The organism is Streptomyces sp. PCS3-D2 (assembly GCF_000612545.2).
Taxonomy (GTDB): Bacteria; Actinomycetota; Actinomycetes; order Streptomycetales; family Streptomycetaceae; genus Streptomyces.
The window spans coordinates 5,912,745-5,931,190 of record NZ_CP097800.1; the positions used below are offsets into that span (position 1 = coordinate 5,912,745).

An 18,446-nucleotide genomic window follows, 5' to 3' on the forward strand; every position below is an offset into this window, starting at 1 on the left:
GGCTCCCTCCTACAGGGCGGCTCGGGCGGGCTGGGCGAGACGGATCCGCTCGCCGGCCGCATGGGACTTGGTGACGTCGTTCACGGCGCGCGTCACCGTGATGCGCTGCGGCGACTCGACGAGGAAGTTGTCGAAGCGGTACTCCACGCCCGTGTTGGTGTTGCCGGTGCCGCCGTGGCAGCTGAGACCGATGGCGCCGGCCGGGTTGGTGGCGGAGACGTCGGTGCGGTCGATGTGCCAGAGGATCGGCTCGGTGGTGCCGGTGCGCCACACCCGCATCAGGACCCGGTAGCCGATGATCCGCACCCGCACCTCGAAGGTGTCGCCCGGGCTGTAGGTCAGGCCGGTGGCTTCGTTGGTGCCGATGATCGTGGACCCGTTGGTGACGGACACGTTGATGGCGCCGCCGGTGGTGAACTCCAGCCGCGCCCGGTAGTGCGCGGTGGTCGACGTCCAGCGCAGCAGCACGCACCCGGTCAGGTTGCCGCCGGTGGCGGTGGCGGACACGGCCATCTGGCAGCGCACGTCGGCGTCCTGGCAGGTCTCGGAGACGGTCTGCTGCCGGTGCAGGGTCTGCGAGCTCGTCACGGTGACCACGCCGCGGTTGGACGCCACGGACCGCTCGTTGTTGCTGACGCCACCGTTGAGTGTCCAGGCGTGCCCGTCGGCGGCGAGGCCCCACCCGCCCGCGGCGACGGTCCGGGTGAAGTCGTCCTCGGCCAGCGAGGTGGCCGCGCTCGCGGTGACGACCTCGCCGTCGACGCGGAGGTCCATCGGGTACTGCGCGGGGTCCTGGGGCCACCGTTCGCGGGACCAGGCGACGGCCGTCTGCTCGGTGTGCACCACCAGCGTCGTCGCCGAGTCGGTGGCGTCGGCGCCGAGGACCGACCCGGTAGTGTCCGCCCGCCCATAGACCGGGTCCTCGACGACGGCGACGTTCCACGGGCCGGCGGGCGAGCAGTTCAGCACGATGTCCCAGCTGTTCGGGTGGCCGAACGCTTCGGTGTAGCCCTCGACGAGGAGGTCGATCGGGCCGGGCGGCAGCCAGGCCGGGGGGTTGACGATCTGGATCCGGTCGCCGATGTCCAGTGCGAGGACGGCCGGGATCAGGGACGGTGCCGCTGCCAGGTTGATGTGGACGGTCGGGTAGCGCGGCTCGTCCCACGTGCCCAGGTGCAGGGCCCACGCGGCGATCTGCTCGACCTGGCTGTCGGCGCGGAGGTTCAGCGTGCGCGAGTCGTCGTAGGGGCCCACCCCCAGCGGCGGTGGCAGCACCGACAGGGCGCTGGTCTCGTCGACTGCGCGGGCGGAGGAGCCGCCGGTGCGGGTGATCGTGCGGTCGTTGCGGATCCGCTGGTCGTCGTCGATCGGCTCCAGCGGCGGCGACACGTGGCCGTCGGCCTCGTAGTCCAGGGTGAGCGCGACGGGCTGGGTGTAGAGGGACTCCCGGGACCGGTAGACCAGCGCCAGCCGCTCCCGGTCCTCGAACAGCACCCCACCGTCGGCGGCCTCGCACTCACCGAACAGGGAGAGCAGCGAGTTCGGGCGTTGCGCGCCCAGGGGTGTTGAGCCGCCGTGTGTCCGGATTCCGACGCCCTCCTCTGCGCCGAGCCGGTTGAGCCGGACATCCGCGGGTTCCCCGCCGTACCCGTTGTCGCTGCCGCCCCACACGCCGAGGTCGGAGCTGGGGAAGACGGTCAGGTGGCCGATTTTCATGCCGCTGAAAGCCGCCCCGAAGGCGGTGTCGAACTCCTCGACGGTGCCCACGGTCCCGGCCTCGGACCAGTTCCATGCGCTGCCGACCCCGTCGACCTCAACCCAGCCAGCGTGGTAGTCGACGTTCCCGCCGTTCTGCTGGGCGGAGAAGTCGAAGCGCCACCAGCGGCCCGGCCCGTAGGTGTCGCTGTTACCGAAGCTCTCGTTCCAGATCAGGGCGCTGGAGGAGTCGTAGCCGTCGATCTCGATCGTGCCCGCGGTGTAGCTGATGACGATGCCAGCCGCGGTGCCGGTCGTGCGGAAGGACAGCCAGGGCTGTTTCGATCCGCTCGGCGCGTCCAGCTGGAACACCAGGGAGATCAGGTAGCCGTTGCCGGTGCTGGTGTACTCGGGCACGGCTCCGGCCATGATGGCGGCGGCGCCGAGGGACGGGAGGGCCGCCGACCCGGGACAGCTGTCATCCTGGCCGAAGGAGAACCCGGGGGTGGTGAGCGCGGCGCAGCCCACCAGCGGCGAGTAGGCCTGCACGGCGTCGCGGCCCTCCTCCATGGGCCAGTACGCCACCGGGCCCTGCGACGGCAGCCGGCGGGCCAGCGTCGAGGCGAGCGCCTTCTGGCCCTGGCCGAGACGGCGCAGGATTCCCGCGGCCTCGATGGGCACGTACACGTCACGCCCGGAGACGTCCCAGCGGGCGGGCCAGGACGACACCTCGGCGTGCAGCCGATACCAGCGGTCCCGGATCGCCGCATCCCCGGCGATGGTCCAGGTGCGTCCCGCGCCGTCCGCGAACGAGGTCGTGCCCGCAGGCTGCGCCCGGAAATCGGGGCTGGCGACCACCGTCCCGGCGATGCCGTCGCGGACCTCCGCCCGGTGCACACGGCCGGCCATGGGCAGGACGGACCCGGACGTCGGCGCGATCTGCAGCGCGGACGTCCCCGAGTGGATGCTGGTGACACCGGTCCCGGACAGCTGGTCGCCCTCCAGGAGCTCCGTCCACGGCCCGTCCATAGTCCGCGCCCAGTACAGATGCGCGGTCCACCCGCCGGTCCCGTCGTTGACGTCCAGGGCCCCGCGGACAGCGGCCCGGGCGGGGATCGTGGAGGGCAGCGGAGCCTGCGCGAAGGCTGTTGTCGTGCCGTCGGTGGTCCACACCAGTTGCAGGTAGTTGGAGTTGATCGACAGCCGGTAGGAGCGCTGCCCCGTGGTCGCACTCCACTTGCCCATGAGGATCGTGGGAGTGGTGCTCGCCCAGTCGACCGTTGCTTCGATCCGCAGGTCGATGTCGCCGGTGATGTCGAGGCTGGCATGGTCCGGGGTGCTGATCAGGTCCGGGCTCAGGCCGGTCAGGTCCAGGTAGGACTCGCCGGGCACGGAGAACCGGATGGGCGCGTTGCGGCCGAACAGCCCGTAGTTCGCCGAGCGGGGGTTGCCCGGACTGTGCCGGCCGTCCCGGTTGTCGAGCTGCAGCCGCGCCCTGCTGGGGCCGACGACGGCGTCTTCATCGCGCCGGCCCCGCTCGACCACGAGCGGCGACCGCGCGTACACGCTGGCCTGGATGGGGGTCCACACTCCGCCGATCTGCAGCTCGGTCATCAGGCCGTGGGCCATGGGGGCTCCCTTCTAGCGGCCGGTGCTGAAGTACGTTGCGGCGTCGCCGCGGCCGTCGGTGCGCACGGACTTCTTGATGGCGGTGGCGAATGCGGAATCGACGTTGCTGTCGATGACGAGTCGGGTGACGATCTCCTGGCGGCCGCCGCCGGCCGCCCCGACGCCGACGTTGACGTTGTGGGGGATGTCGGAGGTGACGCCCTGGAGGGTGCGCCGCAGGGCGGGCAGGCGGTCCTCGACGCCGTCCATGAGGCCGCTCATGAGGGCCTCGCCCGACGGGGTCAGGAGCCGCATGTCCAGGGACATCGGGCCTTTCCAGTCCGGGATCATGTTGGTGATCGTGGAGAACCGGCGCTGCAGGCTGCCGATCATGCCGGTGACGCCGTCGATCAGGCCCTGGATGATGGAGCGTCCGGCGCCGCGCAGCAGACCGCCGAGGTCCCCTACGGCGGACTGGACGCTGCCGGGGATGCCGTGGACCCAGTTGATGAGGGACTCGCCCTTGGCCTTGGCCTCGGAGACCATGCCGCCGAAGTAGGCGCCGACGCGGCCGGGCAGAGCCTGCAGCCAGTCGATCGTCGCGGTGATGTCCTCGACGGTCTCCTGCACGTTGTTGCTCACCCAGGCGCCGGCCGCTGCGACACCGGCCTTGATCTGGTCCCAGTGGTCGATGACGAACTTCCAGCCGGTCCACGTCAGCAGGAAGTTCGCGATCTTCATGAACTCGGCCGAGACCTGCTCCCACAGCCACTTTGCGGCTGCGACCACCGCGTCGACGGTGACCTTCCACGCGGTCTGGAACCAGGTGGTCTGCGTCGCGACGTACACGATCGCGGCGACGAGGGCCACGATGGCGAGGATGATCCACGTGATCGGGCTGGCGAACATGGCGGCGTTCATCGCCCACTGCGCGGCGGCGGCGATGGCCATGGCCACGGCGAAGACACCCAGCGCGATGGCGATGGCCTTGAACGCCTCGGGGTGTTCCTTGGCGAAGGTGGCCACCGTGGCCAGGGCGGGGGCCAGGTATTCGCCGAGGGCGGTGGTCAGGGACCGGACGATGGAGTCGTAGGCCATCATCGGGTCGGCGGCCAGGGCGTCCTCCATGGAGGCGGCGGCGCCGGCGGCCTCCGCCATCCCGGAGGAGACAGCCGCGGTGGCGGGGTCCATCGCCCACAGCGCGTCGGCGCCCTCACCGGCCATGTCGCCGAACAGTTCGATGGCCAGCGCGGACTGTTCGCCGCTGTCCTCCACCCCGCGCAGGGCCTCGATCGTTTTCTGCAGCGCGGCCTTGGCGGCGGGACCGCCCTTGTGGATCTCGGCCAGCATCTCCTTGGCCGGCAGCCCCAGCCCCTTGAACGCCTCGGCGGCCTTGTCGGTCTCCTCGGAGGTGATGCGCGCGAACTCGTGGAGGACGTCGCCGGCCTGGTCGATGTCCCGGCCGCCCGCCTTGACGTACTGGGACATCATGCCCATCGCGTCCTTGGCGTCCAGGCCTATACGCGCCCAGTGCTTGCCGTACTCGTTGATGGCCAAAGGGATGTCGGCCATCATCGACTTGGGCAGCGTCTGAGCCGCTTTGGTCAGGACGTCGAAGGCCTCCTCGCCGTCCTTGACCAACTTGTTGTTGATCATCGCTCCGGCGGCCGTCGCCGCCTCCGACACGTCCAGCTCGAAGGTCTTGGCCAGCGCCAGGGCCGAGCGGGTCATCGACTCCAGCTCGGAGTCGGTCAGCTCGGACAGCCCGCCCAGGGCGGACCCGACCGAGCCGAGCGCCTCGTTCACCTCCGCGATCGACTCGCCCCAGCCGTCGGAGAAGACCTCTCCCGCGACGTCTCCCGCGCGGGCCGCCTCCGCCTCGGTCAGGCCCAGCTGCGCGGTCAGCTTGGCGTTCGCCGCGCTGGCGTCCATCGCGGAGGACAGCCCGGCCGCGAACATCGCGCCGACCGCCGCGCCGGCGGCCGCGCCACCGATCCCCGCGAGCGAGCGGTCCACTTGGTCGGCTGCGCCTTGCGCGCCCTCGGTCAGTTCATCGCTGTTGATGCCGAGCTCGACGAGGAGCTCGGCCAGTGTCTGCGCCATTGGGCTGGCCCTCCTTGGTGAGGTCGCGGCCGCCCAAAGAGCGGTTCATGGTCTTGGCTGCGGCGAGCATCTCGGTCCAGTCCATGCGCGGGCGCCCGGCACCGTGGTCCCACTTGGGCAGGAAGTCGGTGATCTTCGCTTTCCGGCCCTTGCTGCGGCTGGCGTTGCTGATCGTGGCCGCGAGGATGGCCATGAGGATGTCGTCGCGGCCCTGGCCGATAGGGCCGGTGATCTGCTCGTAGGCGATCCACTCGGTGAGCTCGGCCGAGGAGTGCGTGGCCAGGAGCTCGGCCACAGATATCCCCTTGGCGAGGGCTAGGCGGAAGTAGAAGGCCCGCTCGGGGCGGGCTCGGAGTTTCCCGCGGCGTCCTCGACTGCCTGCTTGCCGAGCCCGGACAGCTGCTGGGCCTTGGCGTACAGGCGCTTGATGACCTTGCCGTTGCGGGCGCCGAGCGCCTGGACCTCCTTGTCGGTGTAGAGCCGCTGAAAGTCCTCGTCGACGATGCACTTGGCGAGGAGGCGGGCGGAGGCGTCCAGGAGGTTCACGCCGGAGACCTTGCCGGTGGTGCCGACGCGGACCATGGACGCCTCGTAGGCGTCGCGTTCGGTGCCCGACAGGGCGAGGAGGCGGACACTGCCACCCCACTCGGGGACCTCGACGTCCTCAAAGATCCGGTCTTCGGCGGCGTCGATCTGTGCGCGGGTCAGCAGGGCCACGGCCGTGCGCCTTTCTCTCGGTGGGTCAGCTGATGGTGGGCTTGCCCGACACCTTGAACGTCAGCGTCGCGGCCAGCTTGTCGTCGTAGGGGGCCTCGGGTTCGAAGCCGGTCATGATGGCCTTGAAAGCCCAGGTGGTGGTGTCCGGGTCGGGGAAGACGATGCGGTAGTTGCGGGGCGCGTCGTCGTCGAAGTCGTCGATCAGGGCATCGTGGTTGGCGGGGTCGTAGTTGACGTCGAGCGACACTTCGCCGCCGTCCTTGAGGCCGCCGATGAACTCCATGTAGGCGTCCGGTGATCCGTGGCTGGTGACGTCGATGGTTTCCCGGGACAGGCCCGGGCCGGAGACGTTGGTGACGTCGGCCACCGCGGTGAACACTTCGGAGCCGGCGCCGTCGCCGCGCTGGAACTGGGTGCCGAAGCCGTCGAGTCCTGCCATGGGTCTACTCCTGTTCGGTGGTGATGCGGAACCGCATCGGGATGTGCCGGATGTCCCCGGGCGGTTCCGGGTCGGTGAGGGTCTGGGAGAACTCGAACCGGGTCGAGACGTGGTGCAGGCCGGTGATGGTCAGTGGCTGGTGGTCGAGGAGCGCGACGATGCGGGCCGCGATGCGCTGGCCGCGCGCGTGCCCGCGATACCGGGTCCAGACGTGCAGGGTGAGCGTGGTCTGCCGGCCGAACCCGCCGTGCCGGTTGTCGGGGATCTCGGTGGCCTCGCCGATGGTCACGTAGTCGAAGACGACGTCCTCGGGGACGTAGTCGTAGACGCCCGTGATCAACGCCATGAGTTCCGTGTCGGCCGTAAGGAGGGTGTAGGCGGCCTGTTGGACCGGGCCGAGGGCGGCGGGAGCGGTCACCGTGTGGCCCGCCGTACCTCGTCGGTGATCCGGCCGACGATGCGGGTCCGTTCGATCTCCAGCGCCGGGCCGAGCGCCGGTTTCGCGGTGATCTTCCGGGTGCCGTGCTCGTGCAGGGTGGCGTAGGCCGCGGTGTCCGCCTCGCTCCAGCCGACTTGGGCGGTCAGCCCGGCATCGGAGTAGGTGATGTCGACCTTCTCGCGGAGGTTGCCGGTGTCGACGCGGACGGCCTCCTGCGTGTCCTTCTTCACCGCCTCCGCGGACTCTTTCACTGCGCGCCGCAGCGCTTCCTTGATCTCCTCGGGGAGTTCGTCCAGCCGCCTGGCGAGCTCTTCGAGGCCGGTAACCCGGACGGTCACGGCCACGGCTACCTCCTCTTGCGCAGGTCGCGCCGGATCGTGGCGAGCTCGCCGGCGATGGCGATCAGCGCCCACGCGATGGCGTAGGTGGGGCGGGTGTCGTGCAGCTCGGCCTCGGCGCGCGCGAGGACGGTGTCCGTCGTGGCCGGCGGTTCGGGCGTGGCCATCAGGTGCCCAGTTCGAAGGCGCCGACCTTGACGGAGGTGACGCCGTCGTAGGTGATCGCGGCGCGACCGGTGGCGCCCCGGAACATGTTCGACAGGGGGATGGCCGCGGTCATGCCCGCGGCGACCGCCACGGTGACGTCGGCGATCGCGACGCCGGAGACGGTGCCCGGGGTGGCGATGGTGACGGTGTGGGGGGAGGCGTCGCCGTTGAAGACGTACAGGAACCGGCCGGGGCCGCAGGGGGCGGTGTCGCCGCCCGCGGCCGCGGCGACGGCGGTGGTGTCGAGGGTGGCGCCTCCGGCCACGGGGACGACGGTGAGCGCGAGAGCGGCCACGTCAGGCTCCTTCCCGCTGGATCAGCTCGCAGGCTGCCCGGCGGTAGACAGGGGTTGAGGGGGCGACCACGGACAGCACGCGCAGCCGCTGGTGCTGTCCGAGCCGGTCGGTGCCGCGCAGCTCGTCGCCGCGGCGCACGTCGGCGCTGGGGAGGAGGAACACGGTGTGGTCGTGTCGGCTGCCCGCCTGGGCGGCGAGCATCCGGTCGGCGTTGGAGGGCTGATCGACCTTGGCGCGGACGGTGCCCTGCAGGGCGAGGCTGGTGTCCTGGCCGCCCGCACCGTCGTCGGCGGTGACCGGCCGCCACACCTCCAGGCGCCGGTTGAGGTGGCGGCCCGGGGAGATCACCGGGACCGTGCCACGGTGAGGCCGCCGCCGAACCGGGCGGCGAGCCGCTCGGCCCAGGCTGGCGAGAGTTCCATCTCCGAGAGGCGGCCGTCGGCCGCGTAGGTGACGGCCCAGTCGCCGAGCCGCTCGGAGGTGATGACCTTCCCCGCGGCCAGGCCGCTGCCGTCTTCCTGCGCGCGGTAGGAGACGAGGGCGGCCGCCGCCATCCGGCAGACGAGGTCGATGATGTCGGCGGGGACGGCGGCCAGGCCGTGGGTGTAGGTCACCTCGACCTCGGCGGGGCCGTCGCAGCCGGTCCAGCCGGCCGACCGCCACAGCATCCCCGAGCGCAGCCGCCAGTCCGTCACCGTGACGCCGTCGATCGAGACGGTGGCGACGGCAGTGACGGGCAGGCCGGGGAGCCGCAGCCACTGGCCCGGCTCCCCTTCCACGGTGACCGTCGAGGTCGTCAAGCTGATCGGCGTCCCGGCCGCTTCCCGGACGGCCGCGGACGCCACGCCGAGGTAGACCTCCGTGAGGGCGGTCTCCTCCGGGTCGATGGCCAGGCCCCGCTGGGACAGATCCTCGATACCGGCAAGAGGGGTCAGTGCCATGGGGGCCTCCAGCCGGTCAGCTGACCATGTCGATCAGGTCGGCCTTGGTGTAGTTCGCCGCGTCCTCGGCGGAGTGCAGCCCGGACGCGACAACGAAGGCGATCCACTCCGCCTTGGGCGCGTTGATGCCCGGGCGGGCGGCACGCGCCGGCTCGGGTACCGGGGCGGGGTCGGGCGGCGGCGGGTCGTCCGGGTCGTCCGGGCCGGGGGGCGGAGCAGAAGCGGCCCGGGCCGCGTAGGGGGAGCCGTCGGAGTGGACGCGAACCAGCTGCCCGCGCTCGTAGCGTTCGGCAATGCCCTCGGGCAGGGGCAGGTCCATCGCGATGACGGCCCCGCCCTCCCCGCGGACGTAGATGGTCTCGACCATGTCAGGTGTTCCTCGGGACCTTGAGAGCGGTGATCGTGCCCGTGGTCGTCGAGGACTCGATCATCATCGAGCCGTCCGACTGGACGAACCGGCCGGACTCGAACGGTCCGATGAGCTGGACGGTGCCGAACGCGACCGTGACGGCCAGGTCGCCCTGGCCTGCGGCGAGCGCGGGCGGGTGGTCGCCGGCCTTGACGGTCAGCGTCAGCGCGGTGTCGTCGTCGGTGTTGGACACGCGCAGGACGGTCAGCTCGGGGAACGCGTTCGCCAGCTGCATGTCGTCCGTCGGCGCGGCCACCAGCGTCGTCCCCGCAGGCTGCAGGAGGTTGCTGTTCGGCACGAGGTTGGAGTAGCTGAGCTGCGTTGTCGCCATGAGTGATGTCTCCGATCAGGCGGCGGGGTTGATGAACGCGGCGGCCAGGTGGTCGGGCCGGATGACCTTCGCGCCGTACAGGGCCAGGCCCTTGACCGCGTCCGAGAAGCTCGACTCGGGCCGGTAGGCCTCGGTCTTGTTCAGCTGCTCGGCGAAGGTGATGGCCTCCTTCACGCCGGCCTGGACCACGGTGGTGTCACCCGTCGGGACGGGGCAGTTGTTCGACTCGTAGATGTCGAAGCCGGCGGCCCGGCCGACGAGGCCGTTACGCAGGCCCGCGTCCGTGCCCGCGTTGTCGGCCTTGATGAACCGGTCGTCCAGGAGCAGCGAGGCGTAGCCCTCCGGCGGGACGATCACGTACCGGCCGGCCTTCGGCACGTCGGCCTTGGTCAGCTTGGTCCGCAGCGGCACCAGCACCTTGTCGTAGAAGTGCTTGGGGTCGGTGTAGGTGTCGATGGGGGAGCCGACCACGTTGAGGAAGTTGGCTGCCGCGATCTGCGTGTACAGGCCGGCGACGTACTGGTCCATCACGTCGGAGAGCCCGTAGGCGGCCTCGCTCATGGCCTGCGGCACCAGGCCGGCCTTGGTCTGCCGCTTGTCGACGTCGTCGACCATGAACGCCCAGTACTTGGACTGGTCGACGACGAGGGTGCGCTGGCCGGTGGTCAGCTTCTCCGGGGTGATCACGGTGGATCCCGGGGTGTAGGTGCCGATCGCCGGGCGGGAGACGGAGGTGATACGGACGGTGTCGCCCGCCTCGCCGATCTCGCCTTCCCAGTCGCGGTTGACGACGTTCGGGGCCGCGTAGACGAGGGCCTTGCGGGTGGCGACGAGGAGCTTGCTGCTCCAGATTTCGGGAACGAAGTTCCGCACGGTCATGGTGGCCTCCTGGCCTACTTGCCGCCCATGAGGTCGTCGAGCCGGCCGTCTTCGCGGGCGCGGTCGATTGCCTCGGCGGTCATGGATTTGAGGTCTGCTCGGGTGAGCTGCTTGGGCCGGGACGCCTTGCGCGCCGCTCCGCCGTCGCCAGTGCCCTGGAACCTCTTGGCCGGTGCGGCTGCCAGGTAGGGCTTGGACTTGATGAGGTCCTGGATCGCGTCGGCGACCTCGTCCTCGTCGAGGTTGCCGTCCTCGTCGACCTCGAACTGGTCGAGGTCGAGGAACTTGAAGGCGTCGGCCGGGTCGGCCAGGACGCCCTTGGCCGCGGCCTTCACCTCGGACCGGATGATCCGGGCGTTGGCCTTGGCGACCGCGTCCTGCTCGGCCTGCCGGCGCATGGCCGCGGCCTCGTCGGCGCCGTCCTTCTCCGCCAGGCGCTGCTCCAGCTCGCGGGCCCGGTCGCGCTCGGCGCGCCACTTCCCCTTCATGGAGGCCAGCGCACGCTTGCCCTTGTCGCCGAGCGCGTCGGCGCCGGCCGGGTCCGTGTCGTCGGCATCCTGCCCGGCATCGTTGGCGTCGTCGCCCTGGCCGCCGTCGTTGTCGTCGGTGTCCTCACCGCCCTCGCCCTCGCCCTCGTCGGCGGCTTCGCCGTCGTCGTCCTGGTCGCCGTTGGCGTAGAAGACGGGGGAGAACAGGGAGAGCGGGTAGGGGCGGGCCCAGCCGGGCGCGTGCGCGCGGGCGTGGCGGGGCAGGGTGGATCGCTGCATGGGTGCTCCCGTTGCGGGGGTGGGCGCGTGCGCATTGCGCGCGGGCGCGGGTTCAGGTGATGTAGCCGTTGCGCTGCAGCAGCCGGACGGCGTGCTCGCGGCTCTCGGCCCGGCGGAAGATCTCCTCGGGCATGAGCCGAGGCGTCTTGGCGGTGCGGTACCGGTTGCCGGCCAGCTTCTCGAAGTTCTTCCGGCGCTGTCCGGCCAGGCCCCGGCGGGTGATGCCCTCGGTGGTGGCCTGCACGGTCCGCCCGTACACGGTCGCGGAGGCCATGCCGCGGCGGGCGTTGACGACCTGCGCGATGTCGGCTCCCGCATCGATGGCCTTCACGGCCGCCTCGCCGAACGTCTTGCGCCGTTGGGCGTCGGACATCTTGGCGTAGACGTCGGCGGGGTCGGTCGGGGTGGGCCGGTGCTCACGAGTGACCGGCTCCATACTGCAGTGACAGCGCGGGTGCCGGGCGAACGCGGAGGAGACGCCGTACTCGCGGCCGGCGAGGACCACGCACCGGGAGCAGGCGCCGGCCTCGACGACCCGCACGTAGGAGGTGACCGCCGGACGGGAGATCATGCCGACCGAGTCAGCCGCCCGCCCGGTGTCCGCGATCGTGGTGCGGACGATCAGGTCGAGGAGGGCCTGCCCGCGGGCCATCGCCTGGACCACGGGCACGCCGGCCGTGACCAGCCGCAGCGCCGACCACATCGGCGACATCAGGACGTCGGCCAGGGGCAGCCCGTTCCCGGTGACGCCGACGAGCGAGGACGGCACCAGCCGGTCGGAGGACGCCCGGTCGGGGTCGTCGCCGAGGAGGGACTGCAGCCACGGCTCGGTCGTCGAGGCCGCCGCCAGCTGCCCGCCAGAAACGACCGTGACCACGTGCAGCAGCAGCTCCAGCCAGGAGGCATGGATGTTGTCGCGGTCCACCCGCCCCCACAGCGCGCGCACACCGCGCGACGTCGCGGCGGCCAGCCGCGCCCGGGCCTCCATGTGGGCGGTCGACTCAGGCGACGGGCTCACGGTCCGCCTCCTCACCCTCCGACTCCTCCTGCTCCTCCGGTCCGGTGTCCGCCGGCGGGCCGGGCTGGTTGGCCATCATCCGGGTGATCTCCGCGACCGGGTCCGCCTCGAGCTCGCGGTCCTTCATAGCGATCACGGTGGCGACCTCGGTCGGGGTCAGGCCGTAGCGCAGGGCCAGCCACTCGAACGGGAACCCCAGCTGCTTCAACTTCAGCAGCGCGTCGGCCAGCTGCGCGTGACTGCGGGATTCGGTTTCCGCCCACAGCACCCGGCCCGAGCGCATCGCGTCGGCCTTCGCGTCCTGCCCCTTGGCCAGGGCGATCAGCCGGGCGACCTCGCGCAGGCCCTGGCCGAACCACAGCGTCTTCTCGTCACAGCGCTTGACCAGGCCGGTCTCAGCGGCCAGGAGCGTCCCCTCTCCGATATTCGCCATCTTCCCGATCAGGTAGTGCTGCGGGGTGCGGCTCTGGGCAGCGACGTGCCCGACGGCGACCTCGATGATCCCGGTGTACATGGCCAGGTTGGCGGCCTGCCACTGTGCGATCCTCGCGTCCTTGCCGGTGATCCACGCGATGCGGTCGATCTGGAACTTCTCCAGGTCGACGGGCTGCTTGCCGATGATCTCCCCGGCCGCGTTCAGCTTGGGAATCATCGGCCGCTCGGCGCCCATGATGACGCGCTGGGGCCAGGACGCGGCGTCGGAGGCGGTGAACAGCTGGGCCCAGATCAGGTTGATGGCGTCCTGCATGGCGATGACGCCGGCGATGTCGCTGATCGGGTCCTCGACCAGCATCGGCTTGTTGGGCAGCTCGACCATCGGGACGACGCCCATCGGGTTGGGCTGCGGGTTCGGCTCGTCGCCCATCTCCCGCGGCTGCCACCGCTTGAGCTCCTCGTCGACCTCCGCCATCTGCGGCGACTTGTCCTGCCGCTGCAGGGGCCGGCGGAACTTCCACACCTCGTCGCGCAGGTAGAGGGTGGCGTAGTCGTCGCCGCCGTCCTGCCACCGCTTGAGCGCCGCCCGCCGGTTGCGGCGGGAGCCGGCCTCGTAGGCGACGACGCACTGCGTGGCGTCCTCGAAGGTGACGACCGGCATGTCCGGGTCGTTGGGGTCTCCCCACACCAGGACGAACGTGCGCGCGCCGGTGATCGCGCCGAGGAACCCCAGCTGCGAGTCGGCGTCCAGTCCGTTGACCTGCCACACCTTCCACAGGTCCTTGTCCGCCGAGAGGTCTCCGTCGGCCACGAACCCGGTCACGACGAGGCGCTCCACCGGGGCGTCGGCGACGACCTGCACCCAGTTGTCGGAGAAGTCCCGGTAGCGGTCGCCGTGGAACTTGGCGAACTCCTCGGACGCGAACTTCAGCCGGCCGTCGCCCCGGTAGTAGCCGTTGAACGTATCGATCGGACCGCGCCGGCGGATGAGCTCGCTCTCCAGGAGCGAGACCAGCCGGAGGGCTTCTGCCTCTGTGGCCATAGGGCCCTCCTCAGCTGCCGTAGTAGTAGGAGTCGTCGCGCTCGGCCAGGCCAGCCGCGATCACGTCGCCGAGGGCCTCATGGGCCAGAACAGACGGGATCACCGCGTCAATCTTCTGAGGCGGGGACGCCTTGCGGAGCACGTACCGGTCCATCGGCCGGGCGGCCGCGCGCGCGTTCGCCAGGTGCGCCGCGGTGATCTCACACCCGTCGTGCGTGAACGCCGCCCCCGCACTGTTGCGCTTGATCACATCGGTCTTGAGCCGCTCGCAGGCGGAGTGCATCTGCACGATGCGGCGGGTGTGCCAGCGGATGACGCGCTCCTCCCCGTACAGGTCGACCCACTCATCGATCTCGGTGTCCCAGTACGGCGGATCCGCGTACAGCCGCACCACGTCGTAACGGTGCATCAGCTGATCCATCGCGGCGCGGACCTCGGCGCGCGGGACCTGGCCGCCGTAGTCGGCCGGGTTCCAGATGGTCGGCTCGTCGTCCGGCCCGTACACCGGGGTGAACTGGTAGCCGTCCATCGTCTCGGCCCGAATCGCCGTCCAGTCGTCGGAGTCCGAGCCGTCGAAACCGAGCACGATGCGGGTCGTCGGCCGGATCCGGCGCGGCTTCTCCTTCGCCGCCCACTTCGCCACGTCCAGCCACGACGCCGCCCCGGCCACGCACCGGTTACCGAAGAACCGCTCGGCCTGCGCCTCGTCCTTCTCCATGATCTCGGCGGCCTCGGCCTCGATCGCGTCGAGGTCGACGTGTGCCGAGCCTGCGTAGACGATGCTGTGGATCTTCCGGCGCTGCCTCTTGTCCCGGTACGACAGGGACTTGGGGGCCTGCGGGTGGTACCGGAAGATGTCGCGGGCCTTCGCCTCCGACGTCGTCTGCGCGACGGAGTTCTCCGACGGGTCCCACCCGTTGGTGGTCTCCATGGAGCGGCCACCCATGCCGGCCGCGCCGCGGCGCTGCGTCTCGGCGACGCGGCGCAGCTTGTTCGCCGTGTTGTACAGGCCGGTCTCGTCCTGCAGGGCGAAGATGATCGGGTTACCGAGCCGGGAGAGCGCCGAGGACGTCACGACGTCGATGCGGCCCTCGTCGCCGACGCGGGTGAACTCCTCGCCGACCCGCATCCGGCCGGCCAGGGCGCCGAGCTTCACCATCGCCTGCAGCGGCCGGTAGACGTTGGCCACCTGGTCCTCGGAGGTGGCCGTCAGCTGGATCAGCGGCGTCGGCCACGGCACGCCCATCGGGTCGCCCGGGCGGTACTCGTACCACCATCCGCAGTCACAACCGTGGTCGGCGCACTCGTACCGCTCCCCGCCCTTGGCCCAGCCGGCGAACACGACCGGGCCCGCGGCCTCGGCCAGGACCAGCGCGGCCGACCACGGGCCCTTGCCGGTCTTCTGCGGCGCGACGACCTGCGAGCGGCGGTAGTGGAACGCGGGCGCCAGCTGGCCCACGCGCGCGGCCGGCTTGACCCGGTAGTGGTTGACGGTGCACCACAGCTGCCACGGGTACATCTCCAGACGCTCGCCGCGGCGGAACCCGTCCGGGACGGGGCAGTGCTCCTCGATCCAGTCCGCGACGACCCACAGCGTGGGAAAGTCGACGACGAACTCGGCGCCGGCGTCAGCTGCCTTCGCCACTGGGCACGACCTTGAGGCGGTCGCGGGCCGACGGCCGCCGTACAGCCGGCGCCGGTACCGCGTCCGCCGCCGGGGCCGGGACGCCGGGGGCGATCTTCCACCGGTTGCGGAGCATGCCCTGCACGCTCAGCCCCAGGCTGTCGAGGTAGCCGCGCACCATCTTCTTGATGTCGACCCGGGCGTCCGGCCGCTCGGCCTCGGCCAGCGTCCGGACGAACAGGGCCACCTCGAGGGCCTGGCCGAGCTCCTCCCACATCACCGCCTGCGGCGACTCCCACAGGTCCAGCCACACGTCGTGCTCGCGCTCGGTGGCCTCGGTCAGCGGCCACTCGGGCGCGGGGCCCGGCCGGCCGTCGGCCGGGAGCGTCCGCCAGCCGGCGGCGTCGGTCTTCCGCTCGCGCCGCAGCGCGTTCGGGTCAGGTGCCGGGCCGGACACGGCGCGGGCTCCACCACGGGGCATGATGATCACTCCTCGGCCGCGTTGCGCGACCAAATCGGCGTCACAGTGCGTGACGCTCGGGGACCCTTTGAACCTGACGCACCCCCCAGCGCCCTCCCCCGCGTCTGGGCCCCCCGGCGCCGGCCGGAGTTACCCCCCTGGGTCGACCACTGTGTGTGATCAGCGACTCCAGGTCTCCTCAGCGGTCTTGCGGCTGTGGTGGCGTTTGCTCATGGCCTGCCAGTTCGTGGGGTCGAAGCCACGCGGTCCGAGCGGTCCGAGTCCGTCGATGTGGTCCACCTCGGTTGCGACGTCGCGCTGCAAGGGGGGCAGCAGGGCACAGGCTGGGCACTCGCAGTACGGATGATCGAGGAGGTACTGCGCGCTGGCGTTGCGCCATCGCGTGTTACGTCCTGCGTCCTTGTGAGCTGGCCTGCTCGCCTCGGCCTTCGCGCGGCATGGGGGGCATCGTCCCTGGGGGGTGAGGGAGGGGCATCCAGGCGTCGGGCACACCTGCAGGGCCTTGCGCGGGCTCATGACTTCTTGGTGATCAGCGCCTTCAACAGCTCCATGGCCTCGGCCTTGGTGAACCCGGCCTTCACATACTCGGTGTAGAGCTCGTGCAGGGACACCGCAGCCGCGGCGAGCTTGGAGAGCGGACTGACGAGGGCTTCCTGCGAGTCGGACATGATGCTGCCTCCTAGGCGCGCGTGAGCCCGGCCTGCATGGTGCGGGCCGGGCTCGGGTGGGCGTGAGTCAGAAGGTGGGGCAGAGGTGTGTGTGCACAACGTCGTTGATCTTCTGGCCGTTCGCAGGTGTGGCGATCTCGGGGAGCCTGGTGTCGACGGTGAAGCGGCCCAGTGCGAGGGTCGCGAGCTTGGCCTGGTCTTTGGTGGTCTTGATACTGCTGCACTGGTTGATGCCGCGGCTGACTGCCTGGTCGTCCTTGCCGGGCTTGATGATGCGCGGATCGATGGCGTTGAGCGCGTCGAGGTATGCCTTGCGGGTGGCGGCGTCGGGCTCGGGCGGGAGGCCGGCGGCGGCGCGTGCCGCGTCTTGGTCGACGCTCGGCGAGGGGGCCGGGGCGCTGGTTGGTTGGTTCTTGCCCTCGTTGCTCGTGCTGGCGGGGTCCTTGTCGGCTTCGGCGCAGCCGGTGAGCGTGAGCAGGGTGGCCGCGATGAGTGCGGCGGCAGTGTGGTGTGTGCGCATCAGGACATGGTGGGCTCCGTGGTCCGGAGGCGGGTGCGGCGTTGCAGTGCTGTGACACGGGAGAGCCCCGCGCGAGGGCGGGGCTCGGAGTCCTGGTCAGCCTGCGTTTGGGCATGGCTGTACGCGCAAATCGTGGCGCGTGGTTGTTCGAGTGTCAAGCCACATGATCGGCAGCCCGCTGCCCAGGCCTGCTCGGCTTGGGCGCAGCATGGGCGGCGAGGACGTCCTGCAGGCGGTAGATGGGCCGCTTGGGTGTGCCGCCGATCCGGGTGAGTAGGCCGCGGCGTACCCAGTCGCGGATGGTGGCCGGCTGCACCCCGCAGGCGAGCGCGGCCGTGGTGGTGGTGACCAGTCCGGGGGGTAGGGCGAGGTACTCCATGTGGATCAGTGTCACCGAACAGCGGACGGCTGCGCGAACGGCAGGAGGCCCCGCCCGATGTGTGATCGGGCGGGGCCGTCCCGAGTAGCGTCAGCAGCCCTGCAAACGCTGGTGGGATGTCTCGACGGTACGGGCGGGGTCTGACACGGCGGTGCCGCCGTCAGACCTCGGGCCACCACTCCTCGCGGTAGTCCGGGTGGTCGGCGTACACCGCAGCATCGTCTAGTAGGTCTGGGCACGGCCACTCAACGATGTCCTGCTCCTCCCGGCGGATGACCCGGTTGGGCGTGCAGGACGCGCAGATCAGGAACGCCATGGAGGTCGTACCGTCTGCGTCCTCCAGCGCGAGACGTCGCCGTTCAGAGGTGTGGCGGGCGAGGCGTCGCCGCTTGGCGTCGACCTCGGCGAGGACGCGGGCCGGATCATGGCGGGCGATGTGGTGGCCGTGCTCGGCGTCGAGGAAGTCCTGACTGCCTGTGGCGATCGAGTATCCCTCCCGGGCGACGAGGACCCATCCGTGATCGGCGTCGTACCGCCAGTCCTCCCCTAGTTCAGCGCCGGCGGTTCGGGCGACGCTGGCGTCCTCGTCGAGGCGGGCGCGGAGGAACTGCACGAGGTCGGTCATGTCGTCATCCTGTCGCGGTCGTTGTCGCGGTGTCGCGGTGGGGTGTCGCGGCCGGGCCGGTGAGGTGGGGGTACAGCTCGCGGAAGGTGTCGGCGATGTCGCGGAGGCGGTTGGCGTCGTCGCGCAGCTGGGCGATCCACTGGGCGGCTGTCGCGTCGTCGATGAGGACTTGGTAGGCGGGCCGGGCGGCTGCTGTCGCGGTCACGGCCGCGTGCAGCTGCGCCATCGCTGTACGCGCCTGATCAGCCTTGTCGCGGAAGAGAGCGCGCGGTGTCGCGAGTGCCTGCTTCTTGAGCCACTGCTGGTCGCGGTGGACGACGTCCTTGGTGACGCCGAGCTCGGTGGCGATGTCGCGGATGGTCAGCTTGTCGCGGGTCAGTTCCGCGACACGGGCGCGTCGCTGCGCGACCTCGTCGGTGCTGGGGCGGGGCATGGGTGGTCCTGTCGCGGTTGGGGCCGGGCCTGTCGCGGTGCGGCGGGCCCGG

At 70.9% G+C, this 18,446-nt stretch carries 24 protein-coding genes; all 24 read right to left on the reverse strand.

The window, feature by feature from the left end; genetic code table 11:
• Nucleotides 1-9 precede the first annotated feature (9 nt).
• Entirely contained in the window at nt 10-3,324 is a 3,315-nt protein-coding gene (locus tag AW27_RS26335) for a hypothetical protein (RefSeq protein ID WP_304949912.1), read from the reverse strand.
• Between the two features lie 12 nt (nt 3,325-3,336).
• Nucleotides 3,337-5,406, reverse strand: coding sequence for a phage tail tape measure protein (locus AW27_RS26340; protein WP_304949913.1), 2,070 nt, complete (start codon nt 5,404-5,406; stop codon nt 3,337-3,339).
• The gene (locus AW27_RS26345) at nt 5,354-5,701 is read right to left on the reverse strand and encodes a phage tail assembly protein T (protein ID WP_201773429.1); all 348 of its coding nucleotides are present in this window, start codon (nt 5,699-5,701) and stop codon (nt 5,354-5,356) included. The genes AW27_RS26340 and AW27_RS26345 overlap by 53 nt, the downstream gene beginning before the upstream one ends.
• A 20-nt stretch (nt 5,702-5,721) precedes the next feature.
• Nucleotides 5,722-6,123 (reverse strand): hypothetical protein, encoded by a 402-nt coding sequence (locus AW27_RS26350; RefSeq protein ID WP_037930748.1) that lies wholly within the window; start codon nt 6,121-6,123, stop codon nt 5,722-5,724.
• Nucleotides 6,124-6,148: 25 nt separating this feature from the next.
• Nucleotides 6,149-6,562, reverse strand: a complete 414-nt coding sequence (locus tag AW27_RS26355; protein WP_037930751.1) for a phage tail tube protein — start codon at nt 6,560-6,562, stop codon at nt 6,149-6,151.
• 4 nt (nt 6,563-6,566) lie between these two features.
• Complete coding sequence (locus tag AW27_RS26360; RefSeq protein ID WP_037930754.1) at nt 6,567-6,980, reverse strand: DUF3168 domain-containing protein; 414 nt, start codon at nt 6,978-6,980, stop codon at nt 6,567-6,569.
• Complete coding sequence (locus AW27_RS26365; protein WP_052031396.1) at nt 6,977-7,345, reverse strand: HK97-gp10 family putative phage morphogenesis protein; 369 nt, start codon at nt 7,343-7,345, stop codon at nt 6,977-6,979. Before AW27_RS26365 ends, AW27_RS26360 begins: the two co-directional genes overlap by 4 nt.
• A 2-nt stretch (nt 7,346-7,347) precedes the next feature.
• A complete protein-coding gene (locus AW27_RS26370) occupies nt 7,348-7,506 on the reverse strand; it encodes a hypothetical protein (RefSeq protein WP_157840336.1) in 159 nt (52 codons plus the stop codon).
• Complete coding sequence (locus tag AW27_RS26375; RefSeq protein WP_037930757.1) at nt 7,506-7,841, reverse strand: hypothetical protein; 336 nt, start codon at nt 7,839-7,841, stop codon at nt 7,506-7,508. Before AW27_RS26375 ends, AW27_RS26370 begins: the two co-directional genes overlap by 1 nt.
• Before the next feature lies 1 nt (nt 7,842).
• Entirely contained in the window at nt 7,843-8,190 is a 348-nt protein-coding gene (locus AW27_RS26380; protein ID WP_037930760.1) for a phage head completion protein, read from the reverse strand.
• Nucleotides 8,187-8,783, reverse strand: a complete 597-nt coding sequence (locus AW27_RS26385) for a head-tail connector protein (protein WP_037930762.1) — start codon at nt 8,781-8,783, stop codon at nt 8,187-8,189. Before AW27_RS26385 ends, AW27_RS26380 begins: the two co-directional genes overlap by 4 nt.
• A gap of 16 nt (nt 8,784-8,799) precedes the next feature.
• Nucleotides 8,800-9,150, reverse strand: a complete 351-nt coding sequence (locus AW27_RS26390) for a hypothetical protein (protein ID WP_037930764.1) — start codon at nt 9,148-9,150, stop codon at nt 8,800-8,802.
• Nucleotide 9,151: 1 nt separating this feature from the next.
• Entirely contained in the window at nt 9,152-9,523 is a 372-nt protein-coding gene (locus tag AW27_RS26395) for a hypothetical protein (RefSeq protein WP_037930766.1), read from the reverse strand.
• 15 nt (nt 9,524-9,538) lie between these two features.
• Complete coding sequence (locus AW27_RS26400; RefSeq protein WP_037930768.1) at nt 9,539-10,402, reverse strand: phage major capsid protein; 864 nt, start codon at nt 10,400-10,402, stop codon at nt 9,539-9,541.
• Between the two features lie 14 nt (nt 10,403-10,416).
• Nucleotides 10,417-11,169: a hypothetical protein gene (locus AW27_RS26405; RefSeq protein ID WP_037930771.1), complete on the reverse strand. Its 753-nt coding sequence runs from the start codon at nt 11,167-11,169 to the stop codon at nt 10,417-10,419.
• A 52-nt stretch (nt 11,170-11,221) separates the two neighbouring features.
• A complete protein-coding gene (locus AW27_RS26410) occupies nt 11,222-12,187 on the reverse strand; it encodes a VG15 protein (RefSeq protein WP_236647894.1) in 966 nt (321 codons plus the stop codon).
• Complete coding sequence (locus tag AW27_RS26415) at nt 12,171-13,664, reverse strand: phage portal protein (protein WP_037930774.1); 1,494 nt, start codon at nt 13,662-13,664, stop codon at nt 12,171-12,173. Before AW27_RS26415 ends, AW27_RS26410 begins: the two co-directional genes overlap by 17 nt.
• Nucleotides 13,665-13,674: 10 nt before the next feature.
• The gene (locus tag AW27_RS26420) at nt 13,675-15,309 is read right to left on the reverse strand and encodes a hypothetical protein (protein WP_037930776.1); all 1,635 of its coding nucleotides are present in this window, start codon (nt 15,307-15,309) and stop codon (nt 13,675-13,677) included.
• The gene (locus AW27_RS26425; protein ID WP_236647895.1) at nt 15,293-15,769 is read right to left on the reverse strand and encodes a phage terminase small subunit; all 477 of its coding nucleotides are present in this window, start codon (nt 15,767-15,769) and stop codon (nt 15,293-15,295) included. Before AW27_RS26425 ends, AW27_RS26420 begins: the two co-directional genes overlap by 17 nt.
• Before the next feature lie 512 nt (nt 15,770-16,281).
• Nucleotides 16,282-16,437: a hypothetical protein gene (locus AW27_RS26430; RefSeq protein WP_157840337.1), complete on the reverse strand. Its 156-nt coding sequence runs from the start codon at nt 16,435-16,437 to the stop codon at nt 16,282-16,284.
• A 67-nt stretch (nt 16,438-16,504) separates the two neighbouring features.
• A complete protein-coding gene (locus AW27_RS26435; RefSeq protein WP_037930779.1) occupies nt 16,505-16,957 on the reverse strand; it encodes a hypothetical protein in 453 nt (150 codons plus the stop codon).
• A gap of 154 nt (nt 16,958-17,111) precedes the next feature.
• The gene (locus AW27_RS26440) at nt 17,112-17,336 is read right to left on the reverse strand and encodes a type IV toxin-antitoxin system AbiEi family antitoxin domain-containing protein (RefSeq protein ID WP_037930781.1); all 225 of its coding nucleotides are present in this window, start codon (nt 17,334-17,336) and stop codon (nt 17,112-17,114) included.
• A 160-nt stretch (nt 17,337-17,496) separates the two neighbouring features.
• Nucleotides 17,497-17,961: a DUF6221 family protein gene (locus AW27_RS26445; protein ID WP_052031397.1), complete on the reverse strand. Its 465-nt coding sequence runs from the start codon at nt 17,959-17,961 to the stop codon at nt 17,497-17,499.
• 4 nt (nt 17,962-17,965) lie between these two features.
• A complete protein-coding gene (locus tag AW27_RS26450) occupies nt 17,966-18,394 on the reverse strand; it encodes a hypothetical protein (protein ID WP_037930784.1) in 429 nt (142 codons plus the stop codon).
• Between the last annotated feature and the right edge of the window lie 52 nt (nt 18,395-18,446).